This window comes from Pseudaminobacter soli (ex Li et al. 2025), from assembly GCF_029892515.1.
Lineage (GTDB): Bacteria > Pseudomonadota > Alphaproteobacteria > Rhizobiales > Rhizobiaceae > Pseudaminobacter > Pseudaminobacter soli_A.
The window spans coordinates 75,548-99,651 of record NZ_JARXVF010000013.1; the positions used below are offsets into that span (position 1 = coordinate 75,548).

16 protein-coding genes and 3 pseudogenes are annotated in these 24,104 nt (G+C 60.7%); 15 read left to right on the top strand and 4 right to left on the bottom strand.

Translation table 11 applies throughout. The features are described 5' to 3' along the window. The first annotated feature begins 61 nt into the window (after positions 1 to 61). The 6 genes from tnpC to M2281_RS28145 all read left to right on the top strand — a co-directional run bounded on the left by tnpC (position 62) and on the right by M2281_RS28145 (position 7,445). Positions 62 to 1,594, top strand: coding sequence for an IS66 family transposase (gene tnpC / locus M2281_RS28125; RefSeq protein ID WP_280824518.1), 1,533 nt, complete (start codon positions 62 to 64; stop codon positions 1,592 to 1,594). Then, positions 1,591 to 1,728, top strand: a complete 138-nt coding sequence (locus tag M2281_RS29320; protein ID WP_425537823.1) for a hypothetical protein — start codon at positions 1,591 to 1,593, stop codon at positions 1,726 to 1,728. The genes tnpC and M2281_RS29320 overlap by 4 nt, the downstream gene beginning before the upstream one ends. A gap of 108 nt (positions 1,729 to 1,836) precedes the next feature. Beyond that, positions 1,837 to 3,399 carry an ABC transporter substrate-binding protein gene (locus M2281_RS28130; RefSeq protein ID WP_280824519.1) on the top strand — a complete coding sequence of 521 codons (1,563 nt, stop codon included), beginning with the start codon at positions 1,837 to 1,839 and terminating at the stop codon, positions 3,397 to 3,399. Positions 3,400 to 3,954: 555 nt separating this feature from the next. Then, on the top strand, positions 3,955 to 5,064 hold the full coding sequence (locus M2281_RS28135; RefSeq protein ID WP_280824520.1) for a PspA/IM30 family protein: 1,110 nt from the start codon (positions 3,955 to 3,957) through the stop codon (positions 5,062 to 5,064). Positions 5,065 to 5,067: 3 nt separating this feature from the next. Continuing rightward, the gene (locus M2281_RS28140; protein WP_280824521.1) at positions 5,068 to 5,682 is read left to right on the top strand and encodes an OB-fold-containig protein; all 615 of its coding nucleotides are present in this window, start codon (positions 5,068 to 5,070) and stop codon (positions 5,680 to 5,682) included. 53 nt (positions 5,683 to 5,735) lie between these two features. After that, positions 5,736 to 7,445, top strand: coding sequence for a flotillin family protein (locus M2281_RS28145; protein ID WP_280824522.1), 1,710 nt, complete (start codon positions 5,736 to 5,738; stop codon positions 7,443 to 7,445). Positions 7,446 to 7,849: 404 nt separating this feature from the next. Here M2281_RS28145 and M2281_RS29325 read toward each other — a convergent pair. Together M2281_RS29325 and M2281_RS28160 are read right to left on the bottom strand one after the other, a co-directional pair. After that, a pseudogene (locus M2281_RS29325) lies at positions 7,850 to 9,774 on the bottom strand (dipeptide ABC transporter ATP-binding protein). 232 nt (positions 9,775 to 10,006) lie between these two features. Beyond that, complete coding sequence (locus M2281_RS28160) at positions 10,007 to 10,960, bottom strand: LysR family transcriptional regulator (protein ID WP_280824525.1); 954 nt, start codon at positions 10,958 to 10,960, stop codon at positions 10,007 to 10,009. Here M2281_RS28160 and M2281_RS28165 point away from each other — a divergent pair. The 7 genes from M2281_RS28165 to M2281_RS28195 all read left to right on the top strand — a co-directional run bounded on the left by M2281_RS28165 (position 10,883) and on the right by M2281_RS28195 (position 20,333). Beyond that, a complete protein-coding gene (locus M2281_RS28165; RefSeq protein ID WP_280824526.1) occupies positions 10,883 to 13,012 on the top strand; it encodes an ABC transporter substrate-binding protein in 2,130 nt (709 codons plus the stop codon). The genes M2281_RS28160 and M2281_RS28165 overlap by 78 nt on opposite strands. Before the next feature lie 73 nt (positions 13,013 to 13,085). Next, positions 13,086 to 14,123 carry an ABC transporter permease gene (locus M2281_RS28170; RefSeq protein ID WP_280824527.1) on the top strand — a complete coding sequence of 346 codons (1,038 nt, stop codon included), beginning with the start codon at positions 13,086 to 13,088 and terminating at the stop codon, positions 14,121 to 14,123. Then, positions 14,120 to 14,992 (top strand): ABC transporter permease, encoded by an 873-nt coding sequence (locus M2281_RS28175; protein WP_280824528.1) that lies wholly within the window; start codon positions 14,120 to 14,122, stop codon positions 14,990 to 14,992. Before M2281_RS28170 ends, M2281_RS28175 begins: the two co-directional genes overlap by 4 nt. Positions 14,993 to 15,010: 18 nt before the next feature. Next, positions 15,011 to 16,675: a serine hydrolase domain-containing protein gene (locus M2281_RS28180; RefSeq protein WP_280824529.1), complete on the top strand. Its 1,665-nt coding sequence runs from the start codon at positions 15,011 to 15,013 to the stop codon at positions 16,673 to 16,675. 2 nt (positions 16,676 to 16,677) lie between these two features. Next, the gene (locus M2281_RS28185; RefSeq protein WP_280824530.1) at positions 16,678 to 17,772 is read left to right on the top strand and encodes an aminotransferase class I/II-fold pyridoxal phosphate-dependent enzyme; all 1,095 of its coding nucleotides are present in this window, start codon (positions 16,678 to 16,680) and stop codon (positions 17,770 to 17,772) included. Between the two features lie 19 nt (positions 17,773 to 17,791). Beyond that, positions 17,792 to 18,589: a M55 family metallopeptidase gene (locus M2281_RS28190; RefSeq protein WP_280824531.1), complete on the top strand. Its 798-nt coding sequence runs from the start codon at positions 17,792 to 17,794 to the stop codon at positions 18,587 to 18,589. A gap of 199 nt (positions 18,590 to 18,788) precedes the next feature. Beyond that, positions 18,789 to 20,333 carry a L,D-transpeptidase family protein gene (locus tag M2281_RS28195; RefSeq protein WP_280824532.1) on the top strand — a complete coding sequence of 515 codons (1,545 nt, stop codon included), beginning with the start codon at positions 18,789 to 18,791 and terminating at the stop codon, positions 20,331 to 20,333. 519 nt (positions 20,334 to 20,852) lie between these two features. Here M2281_RS28195 and M2281_RS28200 read toward each other — a convergent pair. Both M2281_RS28200 and M2281_RS28205 read right to left on the bottom strand, forming a co-directional pair. Next, positions 20,853 to 21,233 carry a hypothetical protein gene (locus M2281_RS28200; protein ID WP_280824533.1) on the bottom strand — a complete coding sequence of 127 codons (381 nt, stop codon included), beginning with the start codon at positions 21,231 to 21,233 and terminating at the stop codon, positions 20,853 to 20,855. A 96-nt stretch (positions 21,234 to 21,329) separates the two neighbouring features. Continuing rightward, positions 21,330 to 22,403, bottom strand: a complete 1,074-nt coding sequence (locus tag M2281_RS28205; RefSeq protein WP_280824537.1) for a nucleotidyltransferase family protein — start codon at positions 22,401 to 22,403, stop codon at positions 21,330 to 21,332. Positions 22,404 to 23,017: 614 nt separating this feature from the next. Between M2281_RS28205 and M2281_RS28210 the strand changes: the two are divergent. After that, a pseudogene (locus M2281_RS28210) lies at positions 23,018 to 23,380 on the top strand (helix-turn-helix domain-containing protein); the annotation flags it as partial. Between the two features lie 51 nt (positions 23,381 to 23,431). Beyond that, positions 23,432 to 23,877, top strand: a pseudogene (locus M2281_RS28215) (ATP-binding protein); the annotation flags it as partial. Between the last annotated feature and the right edge of the window lie 227 nt (positions 23,878 to 24,104).

Consider the following 24,104-nt stretch of genomic DNA (forward strand, 5'->3'; position numbering starts at 1 on the left):
CAAGTGAATCAGCTTGAAGTCCGCTGTCGCCCGGAACTGGCGAATATGGTCTGATCCGATCATGACGATGACGGCGGACCAGCTTCCCGATGATCCGGATGTGCTGAAGGCGATGGTCCTGGCGCGCGACGTCGAGAATGCGCGCCTGACCCAGATCATCAAGGAATTGCAGCGCCACCGCTTCGGCCGCCGCGCCGAGAGCCTGCCCGAAGATCAACTGCTCCTTGGCCTCGAGGAGGCCGAGCAGATCGAGGCGGCCGGCGAGGAAGAGGCCGAACGTGCCGATCCGGCCATGCGCAGGGAGCGCACCGCAAAGCGGCGAGCGAACCGGGGCGCGCTGCCGCCGCATCTGCCGCGCATCGAGATGGTCGTCGACATCGAGGACCATGCCTGCCCATGCTGCCGCAACGGACTTCATCGGATCGGCGAAGACGTCAGCGAACGGCTCGACATCGTGCCGGCGCAACTGCGCGTGATCATCGTGCGCCGGCCCAAATACGCCTGTCGTGCCTGCGAGGACGTGGTCGTGCAGGCGCCGGCGCCCGCCCGGCTGATCGAAGGTGGCCTGCCGACCGAGGCGACGGTCGCCCAGGTTCTGGTCTCCAAATATGCCGATCACCTGCCGCTCTATCGTCAGGCGCAGATCTACGCCCGGCAAGGTATCAATCTGGATCGCTCCACGCTCGCAGATTGGGTCGGCCGTGCCGCCTGGCACCTGCGTCCGGTCCACGAGCGGCTGCTGGAGAAGCTGAAGGCCTCGCCGAAGCTCTTTGCCGACGAGACCACGGCGCCGGTGCTCGATCCCGGCCGCGGCAAGACCAAGACCGGGCAGCTCTGGGCTTACGCCCGCGACGACCGGCCATGGGACGGGAACGACCCACCGGGCGTCGCCTATGTCTATGCGCCGGACCGCAAGGCTGAGCGACCGATCGCCCATCTGGCGGGCTTTGCCAGAATCCTGCAGGTCGACGGCTATGGCGGCTATCGTGTGCTGGCCGAGAAGAACGGCGCAACGCTCGCCTTCTGCTGGGCACACGTGCGCCGGCGCTTCTACGAACTTGCCGCGGCCGGCCCAGCGCCGATCGCGAGCGAGGCGCTCCGGCGCATCGCAGAACTTTATCGCGTCGAGGACGACATCCGCGGCCAGCCGGCAGACGCACGTCTTGCCGTGCGCCAGGGAAGGAGTCGACCGATCCTGGCTGAGCTCGAGCCGTGGTTGCGCGAGAAGCTCGGCCTGATCAGCCAGAAGACCAAGCTCGCCGAGGCCATCCGCTACACGCTGTCACGCTGGGAGGGGCTTACGCGCTTCCGCGATGACGGCCGCATCGAGCTCGACTCCAATACCGTCGAGCGGTCGATCCGCCCGATTGCGCTCAACCGCAAGAACGCCCTCTTCGCAGGCTCTGACGGCGGCGCCGAGCACTGGGCCGTCGTCGCTTCGCTGATCGAGACCTGCAAGCTCAACCACGTCGAGCCACTCGGCTACCTCGCCGACGTGCTCACCAGGATCGTCAACGGCCACCCAAACAGTCAGATCGACGATCTCCTGCCTTGGGCCTACATCGCCAATCCCGAGCTTAAGGCCGTGGCCTGAGAACACCGCTTACTTTCAATGGAACGGGGGTGGAGAAAAATTATCAGCAGGCCGCAATTTGGTTTCAAAGGGCTGCAGAAAATGGTGATGCAGAGGCAGCATCTTATATCGAAATGATGAAAGGCATGAGGTAGCCATGGAACGTCGGGCCTAAGCCTGCTTAATTATGCGTCAAACTGCGAATGCGGCGCTGCCGCCACCTAATATCGAGCGAAACGCTCCAACATCATAGGGGGACTTGCATGAGTGCGTCTGGCAATACATTCAACATCACGCGTCGCGGGCTGCTTCAAGCAGGCGCCGCTTTGACCCTTTCGGCGGCTACGGGCTCGTTCGCGTCACCAGCCCGGGCTCAAACGCCCGTTAAGGGAGGACAATTGCGGATGGGACTGGACGGCGGTGCCTCCGCTGATACGCTCGATCCCGCCTTGGCAACTGCCACCGTTGCTTTTGTAGTCGCGCATTGCTGGGGCGACACCCTGGTCGAATCCGATCCCAAGACGGGCGCGGCGATACCCTCGTTGGCCGAAAGCTGGTCGCCGTCGGCCGACGTCAAGGAGTGGACATTCAAGATACGCAAGGACGTTCGTTTCCACGACGGCACGCCGATGACCGTCACCGATGCGATCGAGACACTACGCCGCCACGCCGGCGAAACATCGCGATCCGGCGCGCTCGGCCTGTTGTCGGGGATAGAGCGCATCGAAGAGCGTGCGGGCGACATGGTGGTGACACTGAAGGAGGCCAATGCCGACCTGCCGCTTATTTTTACCGACTACCATCTCCAGATTCAGCCGGGCGGCGGTGTGGACAAACCGACAGCCGCAATCGGCACCGGTCCCTATAAACTGGTTGCATTTGAACCGGGTGTTCGTGCCGAATTTGAAAGAAACAAGGACGATTGGCGTCATGACCGGGGCCATGTCGATAGCGTCCTCATCACTGTGATGAATGACCTGACGGCCAGGACCAGCGCCTTGCGGTCCGGCCAGGTGGATTTCATCAATACCATCGTGCCGAAGGTCGTACCGCTATTGAAGCAGATTTCGGGCGTCGAGATCCTGCGCACCTCCGGCAAGGGTTTCTATTCCTTCCTGATGCATTGCGACACCGCCCCGTTCGACAACAACGATTTGCGCCTGGCGCTCAAATATGCGGTAGACCGCGAGGCCATCCTCAAGCAGGTGCTGGGCGGGTTCGGCACGATTGGCAACGATTATCCCGTCAACGCCAATTACGCGCTTGCGCCTACCGATATAGAGCAGCGCACCTACGATCCCGATAAGGCCGCCTTCCACTTCAAGAAATCGCGCCATCAGGACCCGATCTTGCTGCGTACCTCTGAGGCTGCCTTCCCTGGCGCGGTCGACGCGGCTCAGCTATTTCAAGCAAGCGCGGAGAAAGCCGGCATCAAGGTCGATGTGCGGCCCGAGCCGAGCGACGGCTACTGGTCGGAAGTCTGGAACGTCAAGCCGTTCTGCGCCTCCTACTGGGGTGGGCGCCCGACGCAGGACGCGCGCTATTCTACGTCCTACGTCTCCAACGCGGAATGGAACGACACTCGCTTCAAGCGGCCCGACTTCGACAAGATGGCGGTCAAGGCGCGTGGCGAACTCGATGAGGTCAAACGGCGTGCGCTCTACCGCGACATGGCGCTGATGGTGCGCGACGAGGGCGGGCTGATCCTACCGGTGTTCAACGACTACATCAACGCCTGCTCGAGCCGCCTGAAGGGCTACGTCCCGGATATCGGCAACGACCTTTCCAACGGCCGCATCACTAGTCGGGTCTGGCTCGAGGCCTGAGTCCGCGTGGACTAGCAAGTATCCATTGACCGGCGGCGACACGAGCGTGCTCGCCGCCGGGCGAGGGTGTTGTAGTTGATCTCATGCCAAACACGAATTTTCGCGGCGTGGAAAGGGAGTGGCGGCGCGCCCATAGGAATTTGTTCTGCGCGAAATACTGAAAAAAGTTACCCTAGTTTGTACCCTCCAATCCGGGAATGCGCAGGAGGCGATGATCGGAGTCGTGCTGAAGCAGGCGCAGGGCGCGCACACCGGTTGGGGAGGTTTGCGGGAAGGCCGGGATCAGCGACTTGTTAGCGCTACGGCCAGCGGAGAGAAATTATTGGCAAGCCTCAAGCAGTGGCTGAGTTTTTCTCGGCATCACAGATTACATACATGTCACGATTTCCGATGGTGCCATCGATGCGGTCGAGGTGCTTGCGGCCCATTCCTTGGGCGCTGCCGCAGAGAGCTTGGAGCCCAATTCCTTTGACCGGACACTTCAAATCACCAAAATAGTGATTTAGCTTGAAAGTTCATCAATCACCAATTAAGTGATTGTACAGAGGAATTTGTATGAAGACTGCGCATTACAAGCTGATCCTGGACGATGCAGGCCGGCGCGACGTCGCGGCCACTTTCGCTGCCTATGCCGAGATGCACGCGATCCTCGATCTGACACATACGGGGAAGCGGACCAATACCTTCGAACTACAGCGGCTGGCCTACGAGACGATCCGGAGCGAGACGGGCCTGCCGGCAAGGCTGGTGACTAACGGTATCCGTGAATATGCTGCTGGCACGTGGTCCGCCAACCGCCTGCCGCTGGATGACAAGCTCTTGTCGTTCAAGGGCGTGGACAAGGTGTCCGTCGCCACCATCCAGCGGCGCGTGGTCGCCGGTTTTCTGGCCACCGGCTACAGCGAGAGCCATGAGAAACGCCATCTGTCTTATCTCATTTGGGAGAATGGCAGCTATTCACTCACCGTTCCGCTGTCGCGGGACATGCAGCAGAGGGAGATCAAAGGCATGCAGACCGAATCTATTTCCGGACGCGTCTCGCGCCTCGCCGCCGGGTTGGTCACCACCGTCATCGACGGGCTGGAGCGCAAGGCGCCGGAGGCTGTGGCCGAACAGGCGATCCGTGAGATCGACAAGGCGGCGGACGAGTTGAAGTCCGGTCTCGCTGCGCTGATGGCGGAGCGCAAGCGCTACACACTTCAGAAGGACGATCTCACCGCCGAACGCGACGGGCTCGATCAGAATATCCGCATCGCCCTGCAGGAAGACCGCGAGGACCTCGCCCGTGCCGGCATCGGCCGCCAGGATGACATCGACGCGCAGGTCACCTCGATCGACAAGCTGATCCATGATGTCGATGTGCGCATCGATGAGGCGCGCGGCGCTCTTAGTGCGGCCGCTGCCGCCCGGCGCGATGCCGAGGAGCGAGTGAAGATCGCTCGACGAGTTCGCGAAAGCAAAGCCGGCCAGGAGGGGCTGGCCATCCGCCACCCGGCTCCAGAAGACAGGATTGCCGCCGCCTTGGCCAGCGTCGAACGCCTCACGGACCTACCTGCCGGCAAGGCACGTGACGCCGATCTTGCCGAGCTTGAGGAGTTCGGCCGTCGCCGGCGCATCGAGGACCGGCTGGCGGCCCTGCGCATTGAACTCAAAGGCAAGGAGTGATGGATGACGGGCTTCCTCGGTGCTCCAGCTCTCTATCTCTATCCACTGTTGGCAGGCCTAGTGCTGGGAGTTCTTCAGATCGTCCTCTTCTTCGTCGGCGCGGTCCATCTGGGGCATGGTGCGGGCGGCGGCGTGGCCGACATGTTCGAGGGCTCGCATCTCGGCGAGGTATTCGACTGGCTGAATTTCGGCCGCGTGCCGTTCTCCGTCCTCGCCATGCTGCTGCTGGTGGTCTTCGGCGCGGCCGGCATCGCGCTCTTTCAGCTCCTGCCGGGTCTGCCTGACTGGGGCTATGCGATGGCGGCGGCGCCGGCGAGCGTTTTAGTCACCAAACACGTCGGCGGTTGGATTGCGCGTGTGCTGCCACAGGATGAAAGCTACGCCGTCAATCACGAACAGCTTATCGGCCGACGTGGCGTCGTCACGCTTGGGCCGCTGGACGATGGACCGCCCGGCAGCGTGCGGGTCCGCGACGAACATGGCGAGCTGCACACCATCCGGGCGCGGCCGGCGGACGCCGGCGGGCGGATCGACAAGGGCGCCGAGGTGGTGGTTGTTGAGGCAGCCCCTCAGCCGGGCCGCGTCTACCTCGTCATGCCATTCGAAGAGGAGCTTTAGGTCGGGGAGGACCCCGCACGACGACCTAGATTATTCGAAACCGGGAGTGGGAAATGGACAGCATCATACAATTTCTGATCTGGGCGGGGATCGTCATTTTCACGATCGCCGTGATCGGCTTCATCTTCGGCCGGCTCTACCAGCGCGCGGAGCGCGACGAGGCCTTCGTGCGCACCGGCGTCGGCGGCCGTCGCGTCGTCAAGGACGGAGGCGCCATCATTCTTCCTATCGTCCATGCGCTGGCCAAGGTGAAGCTCAACACCGTCAAGCTCGTGGTGGACCGCCGGCGCGAGGACGCATTCATCACGTCGGACCGCATGCGCGTCGACATCCGCGCCGAATTCTACGTCCGCGTCGATGGTACGGATGACGGCATCGGCCTTGCCGCGCAGACCCTTGGCGACCGCGTCAACGATCCCAAGGCGATTCAGGATCTCGTCGAGGCCAAGCTGGTCGACGCACTGCGTTCCGTCGCCGCGCGCAATACGCTCGACCAGTTGCACGAAAATCGTTCGGACTTCGTCAAGGCCGTGCAGGACGCCGTCGAGACGGACCTGCGCTCCAACGGCCTGGAGTTAGAATCGGTTAGCCTCACCGGCCTCGACCAAACGCCGCGCGAATTCTTCAACGAGACCAATGCCTTTGACGCCGTGGGCCTCGCCAAGCTCACCAGCATCACTGAGCAGCGGCGCAAGGAGCGCAACGAGATAACGCGACTAACCGAGGTCGCGATCGCCGAGCAGGACCTCAATGCCTCGCGTGAAAAGTTCGCGTTGAAGCGCCAAGAGGAAGAGGCCCGTCTCGAGCAGGAGCGCGACGTCGCCGCCAAGCAGGCCGCGACCCGGTCCGAGATGGCCAAGGCCGAGGAAACTGCCAAGCTGGCCGAGCAGTCGGCGCAGATCGAGCGTGAGCGGGAGATCGCAGAACGCGCTGCCGAGGCGTCCCGCGCCAAGGAAGAGGCCCGCATCAACTCCGAACGCGATGTGGAGCTTAGTCGCCAAAACATGGCGGTCGCGATTGCCAAGAAGAGCGAGGAGACCTCCCGCTCTGAGGCCAAAGCCCGCGAGGCCGAGGCGCTGAGCGTGGCCGCGCAAGAAAAGGTGCAGACCGCCCGCGACCGCGAAATCGCCGACCGTAATCGCCAGATTGCGGTTCTGCAGGCTCAGGAAGCGGCCGAGTCGGAGGCGATTTCGGTTACCGTCGGTGCCAGCGCCGAAAAGGCGGCGGCGGAAGATCGCGCAGCGGCCATTCTGGTCGAGGCGCGTGCGCAGGCCGAAGCGATGAAGGTGCGGGCCGAAGGCCTGGTCGCCGAGGGCGAGGCCGATGCCGCCAACATTCGCGCCCGTAACGAGGCGCGCAACACCCTGTCGGACAAGGTGATCCAGCTTGAGCTCACGCAGGCCCGCATCACCATGCTGCCGGAGGCGCTGAAAGCCCTGATGGAGCCTGCCAGCCGCATCGACAGCATCCGCGTCTTCGACACGGCCGGCTTCACCGGCGGCCGTTCGGGCGAGGCGGGTGGCCGCTCGGGCCCCGGCGATCTGGCCGACCAGTTGCTGCGCTTCACCGGCAACAAGCCGCTCATCGACGCGCTTTTGGCCGAGGCCGGCATTGCCGGTGCCGGCGGCTCCCTGAAGGACCTTGTTTCGGCAAAGCCCGAGGAGGTGATCGCCGAGGAAATCGACGAGGAGGAAGAAGCCCCCGAAGTAGAGCAACTGGCCCTGCAGTCGCAGCTGTCGGCCGAACCGTCCCAGGCAAACTGAGCCGTTCGCCGCGAGGGCGCGGTACCAGCCGCGCCCGTTTCAAATGCTCATGCAGTCCCATCGAAGCGCATGGTAAGCACGTTGCGCTGACGCCAGGCATGTCGGTGACGGCCGAGTGAGGCGGCGGGCGAGCGGGGCGCGCGTCGCCGCAATCGTTTGATCATGCGTTGTTCCTCTTGCATCCGCTGGGGGGAGCCTCACGTCAACCGCTTCCTGTAGCATATGTCGGTACCGGCAGTTGCGGGCCCCCGCAACGCTTCCAACGCTACGGTATCCCTTAGTAGCCAAAAACTGCGATCCAGTGCGCCAGAGCAAGTCTTTCGAGCCTTCTCAACTGTTGCATCCGTGCCAGATATTGTCACGGTGCCCTGCATCCGGCCCAGTCTAGCCGGGCACACTTCGGTTCAGAAGAGGATCGATGTCTGCCGCACGTAATGCGTCGGGGATATTTCGTTCATCGGAAGATTGACCGGAATGAAATCGAGGCTTCGGACAGCGCTTGGAATTTCATCCGACATTGGCTCGCGGCCAACCGGACGTTTCGTCGGATCGGCGATGGGAACCGTTGAGAGCAGCTTACGGGTGTAGGGATGTTGCGGGTTGCCGAAGACTGAACGACGGTCTCCGATTTCCACGATCTCGCCCAAATACATGACTGCAACACGGTGGGCGATGCGCTCTACAACGGCCATGTCATGGCTGATGAATAGAATGGCAATACCCATATCGCGTTGCAGATCCATCAAGAGGTTGATGACTTGCGCCTGGATGGTGACGTCGAGCGAGGCGACCGCTTCGTCGGCGATGATCAGCCGGGGATCGAGCGCTAGCGCACGCGCTATGCAGATACGTTGGCGCTGCCCTCCGGAAAAGGCGTGCGGATATCGTTCCAGATGCTCGGGCGATAGGTCTACCTTGGCGAGCAACTCGGCCGCGCGAGCGCGCAGTTTGGCTGTTGAGCCAACACGATGGACACGCATAGGGTCCATCAGAGCCCGCGCAATCGTCATGCGCGGATTGAGCGAAGAGAATGGATCTTGGAATACCATCTGCACTTCGCGCCGGAACCGAGCGCGCGCCTGGCGCGGCATGCCGATGACCTCGCTCCCATCGTAGAGGATCGAGCCGGATTGGGGCTTGTCCAGTTGCATGATGCTTCGTGCAACCGTGGATTTGCCGCAACCGGACTCTCCCACCAGAGCCAGTGTCTCACCTGGGAAAATATCGAAGGAGACGTTTTCGACCGCATGCACGCGACCTGCGACACGACCGAAAACACCTCCCTTCAGCTCGAAGCGTGTAACGAGATTGCGAACCTCCATCAGCGGCTTCTTGCCGGTCGCATCTTCCGCTGCGGTCCTCATTCGGCGGTCTCCGTCAGCTCTTGTTCGGCTTGGTATAGGACGAGGGGGAACTTCTCGGGAGCGTCCTTGCTGGCCATGCTGCCGAGGCGTGGCACGGCTGAGATCAGTGCACGGGTGTAGCGGTGTTGGGGGCTGGCGAAGATCTGGTTCACTGAGCCCGACTCGACGATCTCGCCTTGCAGCATGACGCAAACGCGGTCTGCGATTTCCGCGACGACGCCCATATCGTGTGTGATGAATAGAACCGACATGCCGATTTCGCGCTGCAACGCCCTCACAAGGTCGAGGATCTGCGCCTGAATGGTGACGTCCAGGGCAGTGGTGGGCTCATCGAGGATCATCAGCGACGGTCGGCAGGCAAGCGCCATAGCAATCATCACGCGCTGGCGCATGCCGCCTGAAAGCTGGTGTGCATATTGGTCCAGCCTACGCGCAGCATCAGGAACGCGCACGAGCTTCAGCACATTCAGGGCGATTTCCCTTGCCGCGCGCGGTGTCTTGCCCTGATGACGAATTACAGCCTCGGCGATTTGATCTCCCACCGTGAAGACGGGATTGAGGCTCGACATCGGGTCCTGGAAAACGATGGACAACTCAAATCCGCGAAGCGCCTCGACGCGCTTTTCCGAAAGCTTAGTCAGGTCGGTGATGCTTCCGTCCTTTAGGCGCATCACAATGCGGCCGCCCGTGATCCTAGCGCCGTCATATTCTGTGAGGCGCATCACGGTCATGGCCGTGACGGATTTCCCTGAGCCGGATTCGCCGACCAAGGCCAACGTTTCACCGCGCTTGATCGTGAATGACACCCCGCGCACCGCACGCACCGGTCGCGTCGCGCGAAGGCCAAAGCCAACTTCCAGATTTTCGACTGAGAGAATTACATCGTCAGGGAGCGCAACGGCACTGGCAGATGTCGTAGTCAAATGAGAGCCCCCCGTAGCGCGGTGGATCACGTCCTGGGGCATCGAACGCAATGAGATGACGAGCTGTCAATAGCGCTGTGTTGGTGGGGACATACTGCCCGACCTTCGGGTTGGGTGCGTCAGCGGTTTGCTCATTCAAGCAGGGGGGAGGCGACAGCTTGAAAAGACTGGCGTCTCGCGAATTGGAGGCAATGTTATGCGATTTTTGCATCGCTCTCTCGCTTTTCGCATAGCTGCTATCGGAGCCATTGCCATCCCAAGTTTCTCGATCACCTCAGCGCATGGTCAACGTGGAATCGATGATGCTCCGGCCCCGTTGCAATTCCGATTTCTGGGAAAGGTATTTCCAGAGGGCTTCTCCGTCGCGATTACGTGTTCCCACCCGTCGAAAGATCCTGATCTCAATCTCCAGTGACATCTGCTGGCCTCCAATCTGAACGAGCTCGCCCTGGCTAACCGACTTTTGGACGCAAATCTGAGGCAACCAGGCAATACCGCGCCCTGCGATGGCCATCTGCTTGAGACCTTCCGCGAGCGACGATTGGTATACCGTGCTAAGATTGAGGGGGTGCCGCCAGCGCGATTGGATGAGTGAGATCAGCTTGCCGAGATAGCCGTCGCTCCAGGAATAGGAAAGATAAGGAATCCTTGTACCTTCGGGCGCTTCTATGCTGAAAAGTGGCTTCCCAGTCGGATCGGTGCCAGACACCAGTATCAGGCGATCCTTGCCAATCTGGAGAGATTCGAAAGGGCCGGTCTCCAGTACTGGCGGGCCGTCGGGGTGGTCGTAGATGATCGCGAAGTCACACTTCCCCGACGACAAATGCTCCACGCATTCAAGAAAGTCGGCCGTATGCATGCTGCTACGAACTGGAGCATTAGGCATGTCAGGTGTGCTGATCCAATTCGGAAAAAAGTAGATCGCAAGCGTATGCAGCGCCGCGAAGGTGAGGAGCTGCGAACTGGCGCCGGCGACATTGCGGCAGTCGGTTCGTAACCGATACATGTCGCGCACCATCTCCTGACAGCGCGGCACGAACATGTTCCCTGCGCTGGTGAGGTGGATCGGATAGGTGCTGCGGTCGATAAGGTCGGCCCCGACCCAAGTTTCCAAGGATTTGATTCGACGGCTGAAAGCCGGCTGCGAGATGTGACGAGCCGCAGCCGCGGTGGAGAAGTTCCGCGTAGCAACGATTTCCAGGAAGTCTTCGAGCCACGCCAGCTCCATTCCGACCTCATGCGTTCTTTGCATAACCGATCCTATCTACGCATTGGACAGCAATGCAAGTGTGCCCCTAGCCTCCATGCCAACAACAAGAAGACCGTCCGTGTCCACTATAGGGGAACAACCTCCATGAAACGTGCTTTGGCTTTCGCTCTCAGTATAGGCCTTGGCATGGCAGCTGCGCCTGCCATGGCCGAAACCAAAAATCCCGGAACATTCGTCTTTCTCTGGACCGACGACGTCCAGTCATTCGATCCCGCCTACATCGCAAATACCCCGAGCTCCTATGGGGTATTGAACGTCTACAGCCGACTGCTCAACTACAACGGCTCCCAGATTTCAGAGTTCGTGCCCTCGATTTCAACCGACGTGCCCACCCTTGAAAATGGCCTCATAAAGCAGGGTGACGACGGCTCGATCAGCTACACCTTCCCGATCCGCAAGGGCGTCCACGCGCACAAGGTCGGCATCAAGGGAGATGAAGGTAAGGTCACCTGGCAATATTACGATGGCTTGACCGACGAGCAGAAAGCCAAAATCGAACCAGGCTATGGCGAGATCACGCCGGAAGATGTGCGCTATTCGCTGCTGCGCGCAATTCTGATGGGTCAGTCGTGGATGTCCAACGCGATCACGGAAGTGATGACCGCCGGCAAATACCCCGATGTCGCCAAATGGGTCGAGACGGAGGGCAATGTCTCTAATATCAACGATGCGAGCTCCGAGGCACTTCGCAAGGTCTATGACCAGCTTGCTTCGCAGATCACCGTCGAGGGTGACAATGTCACTTTGAAGCTACCAAAATCGTTTCCCGCAACGCTCGGCGTCCTGGCTCTTCCGTTCGGCGCATCGATCGTTGACAAGGAATGGGTTGCCTCCGTCGGTGGATGGGATGGTGATGGCGATACCTGGAAGAAGTACTATCGTCCTGAGCTTGGCGATGACCCCCTATTTGCGCAGGAGAACGGCACCGGCCCCTTCATACTCGATGAGTGGGACCGCACGGATCGCCGCATCACTCTGAAACGTTTCGACAATTACTTCATGGGGCCTGCGTCGCTCGAACGCGTTGTTATGCGCACGGTGCCGGAATGGACCACGCGACGGCTACAATTGCTTTCCGGCGACGCCGATTTTGTCACTTCGCCGGTCGAATTCCTCGATGAACTCAGTAAGACTGACGGCGTCAAAGTGATCGACGGCCTGCCGAAGGTCTTTGGCCGTGGCCTCTATTTCGCCTGGCCCGTGGATGAGGCCGACAATCCCGCCATCGGCAGTGGCAAGCTGGATGGAAACGGCATCCCATCGGATTTCTTCGCTGATATCGATGTGCGCAAAGGTTTTAACTATGCGCAGAACTACGATGCATTGCTGAAGCAGGTTTTGCTCGGAAAGACGGTCCAGTCGCGAGGCCCTACGGTACGTGGCATCATGGGCTATCGGCCGGACTCGCCGATTTACAGTTACGATCCTGAGAAGGCCGCGGAGCACTTCAAGAAGGCCCTCGGCGGAAAGTTGTGGGACACCGGCTTCACCTTCACGGCCTATGTGCAGGAAGGTACGCCGCAGGGCACGGCCGCGCTGTCGGCGCTCCAGCAGGGGCTGCAGCGCATCAACCCAAAGTTCAAGATGAAGATCCAGTCGCTGCCCTGGGCGTCGATTTCGGACAAGCTGAACAATCGCGAGAAGCCGGCATCGCCGCTAACCTATATGGGCTGGGGCCCGGACTATTCAGATCCCGGTGGTCCGCTCGGTGCGGCAACCTACTACCTTTCCCCGACTGGACTTGTCGGCGGCATGCTCGGCCAAGGTTATCGCGACCTGATGGCGGAGAAGTTCAAGCCGCTGCTGGATGAAGCCTGGGCGTCAAGCGATCCGGCAGTTCGTGAGCCTATCTACGCCAAGCTGCAGGAAATGTCCTACGACTACGCCACAACCCAGTTCCTCTGGGAGGACTTCGGCTACATCGTCACCCGTAGCAACATAGACGGCTACGTGCACAACATGATCCTCTATGGTGCCTGGGACTTCTATCCCGTTACCAAAGCGGATTGAGCCACGTTGAAGAGTGCCGGGCGGCACCGCTGCCCGGCAGGTTTCCTCCACTCCTCAAGCAACGAGTCCTGGTGTGCTGAATTACGCTTTGCGGCGGCTGCTGTTGCTGCCTGTCGTTCTCTTTGCCCTGTCGCTGATGCTCTTCGCATTGCAGATGTCGCTGTCGCCGACGCAGCGCTTGGCTGCCTACGCGCCATCGCCCGATTTTCTTAAGGGCGGGCAGGAAAGCATCCGCAAGATGATCGAGCAGTACGGCCTGAACGATCCCTTCCACGTCCAGTACGGCCGATGGATCGGCAACATTTTGACTGGTAATCTGGGCTGGTCGGAAACCGCGCGCCAGCCGGTGGCTCATGCATTGGCATCGCTGCTGCCGGCGACGCTGGAACTGGTGCTGCTTGCATTCATACCGGGATTTCTGCTCTCCATCTATCTGGGTTCTCGTGCCGGCATCTATCTCAACCGCTGGCCAGATCACATCATCCGCATCTTCACGATCCTGGGTTGGTCGTTCCCGGTCTATGTCTTCGGCCTGTTGATGCTCCTGATCTTCTATTCGGCGCTCGACTGGTTCCCGCCCGGGCGGCTCAGCCAGTGGGCTCAGGCAGTGGTCACGTCGCCCGAATTCACCCGATACACCGGGGCCAATACGGTTGATGCATTGCTCAACGGCAATCTGGCGGTCTTCGGTGACTCGCTTCGTCACCTTGCCGCCCCTGTCATTACGCTCACCTATGTCAACCTTGCCAGCATGACGCGTGTGATGCGCACTTCCATGCTGGAAACGCTACGTCAGGACTATGTCCGCACCGCGCGAGCAAAGGGCATGCCTCGCCGCGTGGTGGAACTTCGGCATGCGCGCCGCAATGCTCTGCTTCCTGTCACTACAATCGCCGGTATGGAACTGGCCACGATGATGGGTGGCGTCGTCATCACCGAAACCATCTTCGACTATGCGGGCCTCGGCCAGTTCGCAGCAAAGTCCGCCGCCAATCTGGACTTTCCCGCGGTGCTGGGCTTTGGCCTCTACTTCGCGATCGTCCTTGTCCTGATGAACCTCATTGTCGACCTGATCTATCCGTTGCTCGATCCGAGGGTGAAAACGCGATGAAGTTGTTTCGCTATCTGCTGCGGAATCCGATGTCGCTGGTCGGGGTTCTGATACTCCTGGCGTTTGTACTTGTCGCGATATTCGCGCCAGTTCTTGCGCCGCCGCAGGAATTCCAGATGTCGGTCTACGATACGCCGCGTGCGGGTTTTCTTGCGACGCCCCAGCCACCTTCGGCCGATGCCGTCTTCGGGACCACCGAAGGCCAATACGATATCTACTACGCCGTCGTCTGGGGTACCCGAACGGCGTTCAAGATAGGCCTCGGGGTCGTTGCGATTTCTTTGCTGATCGGCACAATCGTCGGATCGCTTGCCGCCTATTATGGCGGAGCCGTGGACGAGGTGCTGATGCGCATCGTCGATGTCTTCATGGCCGTACCATTCCTGATCGCTGCCATGGTGCTTACGGCGTTGCTCGGCAAGGGCATAGGCCCGATCACGATCGCCCTGACTACCTTCGGCTGGATGGGCTATGCGCGTGTCGTTCGCAGCGAAATCCTGCGAATTCGTGAGATGGACTATGTGCATGCGGCGAGGAGTTACGGCGCAAGCGACCTTAGGTTGATCGTACTTCACATCCTGCCCAATGCCTTCTTCCCGGTCCTCGTGCTTGCCACCATGGCCACCGGCTCGATGGTGCTTTCGGCCTCAGCGCTCAGTTTCCTAGGTGTCGGTACCGAAGAAGGCTATGCCGATTGGGGGCAGTTCATCGCCTATTCGCGCAACTGGATCGTCGGCCAGCCCGGCAATCCGTTTCAGTACTGGTATACGCTCGCCTTCCCGGGCGCTGCGATTTTCCTGTTCGTGCTGTCGTGGAATCTCGTCGGCGATACTTTGCGCGACATCCTCGACCCTCGCCACACAAGCTGAAATCCTGGGAGGAATGCTGTGCCTTCGCTTTCACATGACGCCGTTGAACTCTTCGAGGACCTCATCCGCCATGAGGTCGAAGACAAGGCTATTCCGTCCATTTCTTACGCCCTAGTCGACAGGGATGGTCTCCTGGCCCAGGGGCATGTCCAACGTCACGATTGCCATTTCGACATGAGGTCGGACACCTGCTTCCGCATCGGCTCCATAACCAAGACCTTCACGGCTGTCGCAATCATGCAGTTGGTTGAAGAGGGGCTGATCGATCTCGACGCGGACGTTTCGGAATATCTGCCCGGTTTCCAGCCGCTCAATCCGTTTGCAGGGCGTGAAAGCGGGCCTTATGGCTCACACATCAGTCTCCGCAAGTTGATGAGCCACACGGCCGGAATCGTGCGTGAACCCAAGAGCGGACACTATCTCGACGCGCACAGGCCGCCTCTGGCCGACACAGTCGCTGAGCTTGCCACGTCTACGCTCAAGCAAGACCCAAGCGCCGGCGTCATGCATTATTCAAATGCGGGCATCGCGGTGGTTGGTATGGTGATCGAGCGGGCAACTCGCAAGAACTATGCCGACTACATCACCGAGAACATTCTGATGCCGCTCGGCATGAGCGACACATCCTCGGGCATGGCGCCAGGTATCCGCGTGCGCCTTGCCCCGGCCGACATGTGGACGCTGGACGGCGATAGCCCCGCGCCGGTGTTCAGCTTGGGCGGCTCGCCGGCGGGCAACATTTTTTCCACCACAGCTGACATGGCAAATTATGCGCAATGCCTATTGAGAGGCGGGTTTGCACCGGACGGAAACGCCATCATCAGTCCCGCTTCATTGCGCGAAATGTGGACCCCCATCGGCAAGCGGCCTGCCGGCCATGACAAAGCTTTGAACGGCTATGGCCTGTGCTTCGGCATAGGCGACATGGACGGCTGGACATCCGTCGGGCATGGCGGTGCGGTCTACGGTTATGCGTCGCAGATGATGCTGCTGCCGCAAGCCGGGGTCGGTGTACTCATCTTCGCGACGCTGGATTTCGCCAATCAAATCGCCTCCCGTCTTGCCGGGGATGGTCTGCGCATCGCCCTCGCGGAGCGAGGAATGGGCAAGCTGCCGCAGCGTACCCAGACCCCGCCGCCCATCACCGAGGATCAATTCTCAACTTTGCCCGGGCTTTATCGGCATGAGACAAGCGGCGAGGTCGTGGAGGTCAAGGAGAAGGGCGGCAAGCTCTATCTCATGGGCGAGGGCGTGCCTCTGCAGATTCGTCCCGTATCCGGCAATGATTTCGTTATCGACGGGCGCATCTACGGTCGCGGGGCGGACTATCCGCACATGAACGTTTCCTTTCCCGCTGCCGACGAACTCATCTGGAAGGGGGAGGGCTGGTCGAGGGTCGATGCCTTGCCTGTCGAAAGGATACCAGCCGAAATTGTGCCGCATCTCGGTGAATACGGGCCAGATTTCAACATCACCTACCTCACATACAGCCACGGCCAACTGAAGTGTCTGATAGAGTATTTCTGTACGCACACTTGCGAGCCGGTGGATGCTAGTCGCTTTCGCATGCGCGGCCTGCTTTATGAGGAGGAAATCCTCGAGCTTGACGCTGTCGACGAGAACGGGCATCGCGGCATCCGGGTCGGACCGATGTTCCTTGAGCGCAGGCAGGCCGAAGGCTGACCATGGTTACGCCGGTCTCAATGGAAACGCCGCTCGGCGCGCGTATGCGGATAAATGGCCGTGAGGTCGATTACTTTTGCGGCACCAGCTATTTCTGCCTGCATGGCCATCCGGAGGTGATCGAGGCCGCATGCGCGGCCACACGGCAGTTCGGCCTTGGTCCAGGCACTCTGGCGCAAATGCAGGTCTATGCCGATCTGGAGCGCCGACTTTGCGATTGGTTCGGGACCGAGAAGGTCGTGACTATGATATCGGGCTATTCCAGCCCGATGGCGATGCTGCAGGGGCTGCGCGACGATTTCGACCTCATCTTCATCGATGAGGCGACCCATTACAGCGCGCGCGATGCAATACCCTCGCTCAACAAACCCGTTCATCGCTTCCGCCATCTCGATGCCGACAGCCTTGCCAAGCAACTCTTGCGCCACATGGCGCCGCAACAGCGTGCGTCAGTGGTGACCGACGGCGTTTTCCCGTCCACCGGCGGTCTTGCTCCCTTGGCAGACTACAGGAAAGCCATGGAGTCCTATGAGGGCTCCATACTGTGCGTTGATGACTCTCATGGGGTTGGCGTCCTGGGGGGGAGCGGACGTGGTTCCCTGCAGCATGCGGGCCTTGAGGGCGAGGGGAATTTCTTTGCTGGAACCCTCAGCAAAGCGTTCGGCGCGCTTGGTGGTATCGTTCCTGCAAATGCATCGCTTGCCGACAGGATCAAAAGCAACGCCATGATTCTACGTGGTGCATCACTGCCTCCACCAGGAGCGGCCGCGGCCGCGATCACTGCCATGCGATTGCTGGAAACGACGCCACAGATGCGCACAAACCTCGAACGCAATGTGAAGCATATGCGCGGCGGCCTCCGCGGCCTGGGTTTCGAGATCGAGGATACCCCGGTTCCTATCGTCTCGGTGCGTGGAGACGTGGATCTTGAACGAATTCATGCAGAACTCGACAAACGCGACATCGTGGTGAAGGTCACGCCGGCATCTGGCTACTCGGATGCGCCTGACGTACCTACGATGAGGCTTGCCGTGTTTTCACAGCATACGCCGCAGCAGATCGACCGGCTGCTATCGTCGATAGCCGAACTTCTATGAGATTGAGAAAGGCAAGGTTATGAAGGTATTCATCAGCGCCGATATTGAGGGCACGGCAGGCATCACCAACTGGGATGAGGCGCGCAAGGGGAACCCAGATTACGCCGAGTTCCGGGAATACATGACCGACGAATTGGTCGCGGCGTGCGAGGGTGCCAAGGCAGCTGGCGCCACCGAGGTGGTCGTCAAGGACGCCCATTCGACCGCCCGTAACCTAATCCTTTCCAAACTGCCGACCTATGTGCGGATCGTACGCGGCTGGAGCGGACACCCAGACGCGATGATGTTCGGCATCGATGGAAGCTTCCATGCAGCGCTCTATACGGGCTACCACAACAAGGCTGGCACCGACACCAACCCACTGGCGCACACGCTGACCGGGACCGTCTCAAGGCTGCTTATCAATGGGGAGGTCGCATCTGAATACACGCTGAACTCGCACTGCGCGGCCCGCTACGGCGTGCCCTCGGTTTTCCTTTCGGGTGACGCAGGTATGTGCGCGGAGGCAAAAGAACTGGTGCCGGATATCGCCACTGTCGCCACCAGTGAGGGTTTTGGCCCAGCCACGTCGTCATTGTCGCCGCAAGCTGCGGTGAGGGCCATTCGCGACGGGGTTGAGGCTGCGCTGTCACGCGACTTGTCGAAATGCTTGCCGAAGCTGGCGGAGAGTTTCGAACTTGTGGTTGAGTACACCAACCCCATCGACGCGTATCGGGGAAGCTGGTATCCGGGCATCGAGCATCCCGCAGCGCGGACGCTTCGCTTCAAAGCCAACAATTTCTTCGACATCCAGCGCGCCATAAGGTTCGTTGTTTGACGCGCAGGAGTTGCGGCGACGGCCCACCCGTACCCGCAGGCGCCATAGCCTCGCTCCCCCAATCGCGCCGGTGGAGACGCTGCGGCCGCCACCTGGCTGCGCCGTCAATCCCCGTTGCCCTGCGGCATTAGACGCCTGCCGCCTGGGCGACATTCCGGATTTCACGCCGGTTGTCATTTGCTAGACCAAGGTCGATAGAATGAGCCAAAACCCCTTTATGGTCGGGACCCTGGAGCAGAACACGATTGTCGTTCGTGTCGGTCACGACCCCGACGCGCCGCACATCGGCACGCTCACCATCGACGACTGGACGGTAAAATGCGCCGTCGGACGCAACGGCCTGGTCGAGCCGCAGCACAAGCGCGAGAGCGACGGCAAGACGCCCATCGGCCGCTATCCGCTGCGCTACGGCTTCTATGATCCGGACGTTTTCGGCGATGAGCCGCGGGGCTTCGATTTTCCGTTCTTGCCCAAGCCACCGAACTATCGGTGGATCGAGGATCGCGACAGCCCGTTCTACAACCAGCTCGTTTTCGAAACCGACGAAACCCAGCCTTCGCGGCGCGGCGAGCGGCTCTTCGACCTGTTCATCCCGGTCGGCTGGAACGATTCCATTACGGCTGCCGCCGGCGGTTCCGCCATCTTCATGCATGCCGCGCGTCCCGATTATTCCGGCACGGCCGGATGCGTGGTCGTCGCGCATGGCGACCTTCTGGAACTGGGCCGCAGGCTCCGCCCGGGCATGGTGATAGACATCGCACCGCTGAACCACGCTGCCAGGCCTCTTGCGGCGCTGGTCGCCGAGGCTCCGCAATCGATTGAAAGCGTGACATTCCACGGACTTCGGCCAGGGCCGAAAGTCATCGTCACCGGAGCCGTACATGGCAACGAGCCGGCAGGCCCCTATGCCATCTCTCGCCTGATCGCCGAATTCCGCACCGGTGCGCGGCAACTGGAGCGCGGCACGCTGACCTTCGTGCCGGTGGTCAACGGGCTAGCCTTCCGCCAGCACACGCGCATGGGCGATCGCAACCTCAACCGCGACATGTTCGAAAGCGCCATCCCGCAGGACAATGAGGATCGCGTGGCCAATGTACTGTGCCCGCTTCTGCGCGCGCATGACGTGCTCATCGACCTGCATTCGTTCAGCGGCGAGGGCGAAGCCTTTGGCCTGATCGGACCGAAGGACAATACCGGCCCGCTGGAGCCCTTCGCGCATGCCGATGCGGAAGTCGCGCTCGTGAAGGCGATGAACCTGCCGCTGGTGGTGCATGGCTGGCTCGCCGGACATGAAAAGGCCCTTCGGCAGAAGCAGGCGGCTGGTGTCACCGGCCTGTCGTCGCTCCACGGTGTCGGCACGACCGAGTTCATGCGGTTTGCCGGCGGCTATGGTGTCACGGTGGAATGCGGTCAGCATCTCGCGCCTGACGCTCCGCAGGTGGGCTATGACTGCGTCGTCAACGGGCTGGCGCATCTGGGGATGATCTCCTCGCCCGCTCCGGAAATAAGGCTCCCACGCGCGCTGGAGATCACCGATGTCATCTTAGCCGACCATGAAGAGGACCGGCTGGTACGCCAGTTTGGCACCGGCGAGGAGATAAGCGAGGGCGATGTGATCGGCTTTCGCGCAGACGGCGGAAAAATCGTCGCGCCTTATGACGGCGCCGTCATTTTCGCGGGCAAGACCGCCACGGTGAACACCGAACTCTGCTATCTGTGCAAGATCAGTTCACGGCTCGGATAGCGGGTTGCATCGCAAAATGTCACCCGGAGACGCCGGCAGCCCGTCAGGCGCCGCTCGCGCAGCGGGAACTTGAACAGTAGTCAGATTAGTTCTGCGGGCGTGTTCTAGGCGCGCCGTGCCTGGGTCACGCTGCCCCACGGCGTTCCTATGCGCGACGGCCTTGTCGGTCCGTCGCGTGCGCGCAATACAGGGGAATTGGGGCGATCTCGTATCAAACTGCTGTCTGAAGCAAATGTCGGTATCGGTGGTTGCTAGCCCCGCAACCAAATACCAACACTCCCGCGCGACCCCCGCCGGGAGTGTTTTTGTTTGGTGGCTTGCCCGCAGTGTGGCGTGCGAGCCAATTGATGAGCGTGCCCAACTCGCCATACAGATGAGGAAGCTGATCGCGCTTGCGTTTCTGGCCTTCGCGCTGCTCGGGGGCATGACCGCCGTGAGCAGCCAATTCGCGCCGCCGTCCTGCGCCGATCCAAACAGCGGCGGTGGCGGTGGAAGTGGGGGCTGAGCCGGAAGCAGGATTCACCGCCGAGGTTCATTTGAAGGCTTATCGATGCCGTCCATGTCCTCGTAGATTTCGACCATCAGGGCGTTTCGCGCACCCTCGGTCTTCTTCAAATCTAGGACGTGGACCTGGCTAAGCTTGATGTGGACGTCATCCTGTCGGAAAGGGAGGACTCCAGCGTCGATCCGCCGTTGCAGCAGCACGAGATCAATCCCGAGAATATCGGCCGCTTCCTCCGGTGTGATCTCCCGACCAGCGAATCCGGGCGCCGGCCCTTCCGTGCCAAGCAGCCGTTCTCCATTGCCGAACTCGACCTCAAGGCTTTCGATCAAAGCCTGCTCGTCATCTGTCAGCTCGTCTTGGTAGATGAACCGCCAGTTGGCCGATACAGCTCCCATGCAATCTCGCGATCGATGGGCTGGGCCGGGTTCCTGTTCCAACAGAGGCTAGCGAGGCCGGGGAAGTCCGCCGGGACGATTTTCGCTTCCATGTCCCTACACCTTGCCGAGTTCGTCGGGTTTTACCCCGAGGGCGTAAGCCAGAGCTGTCTTGCCATTATCGGACATCAGCCCGATGCCGTAGACAATGGCCTCCTGCCACGCTGGCCCGCGATCCCATGCTTCTCGGTAGGCATCGGCCAGAAGATCGCCTTGGCGCGTGTCTATCAGCGCCTCACAGAGCAGCGAGGCTTGCAGGGCGTCCTTGTCCCGCTTCGCTCTCCCAAGCCCGTCCTTGCTCCTCCTAGAGGCCACGATGAGCTTATGGACGGCATACCGCTCGGGAGCGGGGACGTTGACCGATACGCCCTCCCGGTGCAGCAGCACGGTCCTGACAGGCTCGTAGATCAAAAAATCGAGGAACCGGAGGTTTTCCGCCGACGCGCCGCCAAGGGCAAGCATAGGGGAGGGCTTGCCCGCATAGTCATCCGACCCCCGGTTGCCCGTCAGAAACTCCACCCGATAGCTTTGCGCATTCTGGAAGGCGACGACCTTCACCTTGTCGGCCTGATGCGGGATCGCACGGAATGTCGGATCGACGCTTTGCAGGACGTCTAGAATGGGCGGCAGGCTGTCTTCGACCCCAGCCGAGATCGCGAAGTCCTGGGCGTAGTCCGCATCGCCCGTTTGGAGGGCAGTATTAGGGAGACGGACACCGAGATAGCCTGAATAGCAGCCAAAGGCCACGGAGCCGACCAATACGGCCCGGAGGCGAAATAGGCCAGCATCCGCGAGAGCTTTGGTGATGTCGCCCGCGAAGCGGTCAGGGGACGCCAAGCCACCGCTACGTCGAAGCATCCCTACGAGATTCCGGCGCTCGCGGAGGTCGTCTTTGATTTCCCGATGGGCCTTCACCCGAGACGTGATCTCTTCATCGGATTCCGGCCCCACATAACGCCGCTTGTCGCCCTCGGGCGTGGGGAATTCGAAATACCAGTAGCCTTTTCCCTTCACGGGCACGTTGACGAACCGACCGTCCAACGAGAAGTCGGCCTGAAACTGGTGGGCGTCGAAGGACCGCTGCGCGAGTTTAGCGAACGCCGTGCGATACACCAGGTCGATCTGCTTCATCTGTTTGCGATCCTCTGCGGCGGCTTTCGAGAGGGCTGTGGCCTCTTCCTTGATTTCGAATTCGGATGACTTGTGTTCAAGGCCGCCAAACCGACCTTCGGCAGCCATGTCCGCCGTCGCCTTTTCGAGCGCCATCCTCGCTCGATCGGCTTTCGGGGCGTCCTATCGTTCAATCTCGACGCACTCCAGGCACAGATGACGATCCTTTGTTGGGGTCATGCTGCTGAAGGGTGCGCCGTCCTTGAGGACAGCTTCGGCGGGATTTTTACCGCAACGTTCGCAGATGCCGAGACCACTACTCATTGCTCGAGGCCTTCCAGTTATAAGGAATTAGCAAAACCTTTATAACTCCGCCGCCTTTTCTCCGCAACGGCCTGAAAGCGGGCACAGCCGTCTCTCTCCGATCTCCTGTTATAAGGAACTTTCAAATCCCGTATAACTCTCTGGTTCTTTGTTCGGAACGGCCTGAAAGAGCGGGCTTCCTTTCGGATGCTTCACTTTGATGTATTCCGGCGTGCAAGATTGACCCCGTTGGCGGGGTAATCGGCGTCCAATTTTGACCCCCCTCAGATTTCGTCTGACCATCTGCCTTTTGACGGCGGACGGAGAGGGAGTTGAAGCGAGTGGATACGATTGCGCGTGTTCGCCGGGCCTTCCATGTGCAGGGTTGGTCGGTGAAGAAGATCGTCCGGGAACTGCATGTGTCGCGCAACACGGTCCGCAAGATACTGCGCTCCGATGAGACCGATTTCTCCCGGGAGCGGCAGCCGGTGCCGAAGACCGGGGCTTGGAAGGGTGAGAACGAGCGGTTCTTAGCAGCCAATGAAGGCAAGCCGTCGCGTGAGCGGCTGACGCTGATCCGGATTTACGAAGAGCTTCGGGCGCTCGGCTACGACGGCAGCTATGACGCAATCCGCCGATATGCCAAGAGCTGGTCGAAGAACCGCGGAGCCGTGACGGCCGAGGCCTATGACCCATGAACCGGTCGCCGACTGCGCACGCTATGACAGCCTGAGGAGGGCAAGCTGATGGAACGCACGCAGGTTCTTGAACTGATGAGCACCTTGAAGCTCTATGGCATGCGCAGCGCCTATGACGAGATCATTGCAATGGGATCAAGCGCCAGCACGAGCCGCCGCGTATCGTCGGCGATCTCCTGCAATCCGAGATCGCCGAGAAGCAGGCCAGGTCGATCCGATACCAACTGAGCATCGCCAAACTGCCACTCGCCAAGGACGACTTCGAGTTTGCCAACACTCCCGTCAATGAATCCCTGGTCCGGGAGCTTGCTACCGGCACCTTCGTCGCCGACCAGCGCAATGTCGTCCTCGTCGGCGGCACTGGAACGGGAAAGAGCCATCTGGCCATAGCCATCGCACGAGCGCTCATCCGCACCGGCACACGCGGTCGGTTCTTCAATGTCGTCGACCTCGTCAATCGACTGGAAGTCGACTCGCGAGAAATGCTGCGGGGAGGGCTCCGAGTCGGCATTTGGATGCCTGATTCCGGCCCTGTTTGCTTTTGTTCGGCTCGTCGAGCCCGGGTGCGCCCATCATCGGACAGGTGCCCGCTTCGACCTTCCGCAGGGATTTGCTGGGGTTTGGGATTTGTGTCGTAAAAAGTTCAAACGGGGAGCAGATTGGCGTTGACAGTTTGGGAGGTTGGAGCCATATAGGCCTCAACAACGAGGGCGGTGCGCCG

Bases quoted from the DNA above. Each gene is read 5' to 3' on its own strand.
- M2281_RS28145 (WP_280824522.1), top strand. From the start codon at position 5,736: ATGGACAGCATCATACAATTTCTGATCTGGGCGGGGATCGTCATTTTC.
- tnpC (WP_280824518.1), top strand. From the start codon at position 62: ATGACGATGACGGCGGACCAGCTTCCCGATGATCCGGATGTGCTGAAG.
- M2281_RS28130 (WP_280824519.1), top strand. From the start codon at position 1,837: ATGAGTGCGTCTGGCAATACATTCAACATCACGCGTCGCGGGCTGCTT.
- M2281_RS28140 (WP_280824521.1), top strand. From the start codon at position 5,068: ATGACGGGCTTCCTCGGTGCTCCAGCTCTCTATCTCTATCCACTGTTG.
- M2281_RS28175 (WP_280824528.1), top strand. From the start codon at position 14,120: ATGAAGTTGTTTCGCTATCTGCTGCGGAATCCGATGTCGCTGGTCGGG.
- M2281_RS28205 (WP_280824537.1), bottom strand. From the start codon at position 22,403: ATGAAGCAGATCGACCTGGTGTATCGCACGGCGTTCGCTAAACTCGCG.
- M2281_RS28190 (WP_280824531.1), top strand. From the start codon at position 17,792: ATGAAGGTATTCATCAGCGCCGATATTGAGGGCACGGCAGGCATCACC.
- M2281_RS28200 (WP_280824533.1), bottom strand. From the start codon at position 21,233: ATGGGAGCTGTATCGGCCAACTGGCGGTTCATCTACCAAGACGAGCTG.
- M2281_RS28135 (WP_280824520.1), top strand. From the start codon at position 3,955: ATGAAGACTGCGCATTACAAGCTGATCCTGGACGATGCAGGCCGGCGC.
- M2281_RS28195 (WP_280824532.1), top strand. From the start codon at position 18,789: ATGAGCCAAAACCCCTTTATGGTCGGGACCCTGGAGCAGAACACGATT.
- M2281_RS28160 (WP_280824525.1), bottom strand. From the start codon at position 10,960: ATGGAGCTGGCGTGGCTCGAAGACTTCCTGGAAATCGTTGCTACGCGG.
- M2281_RS28185 (WP_280824530.1), top strand. From the start codon at position 16,678: ATGGTTACGCCGGTCTCAATGGAAACGCCGCTCGGCGCGCGTATGCGG.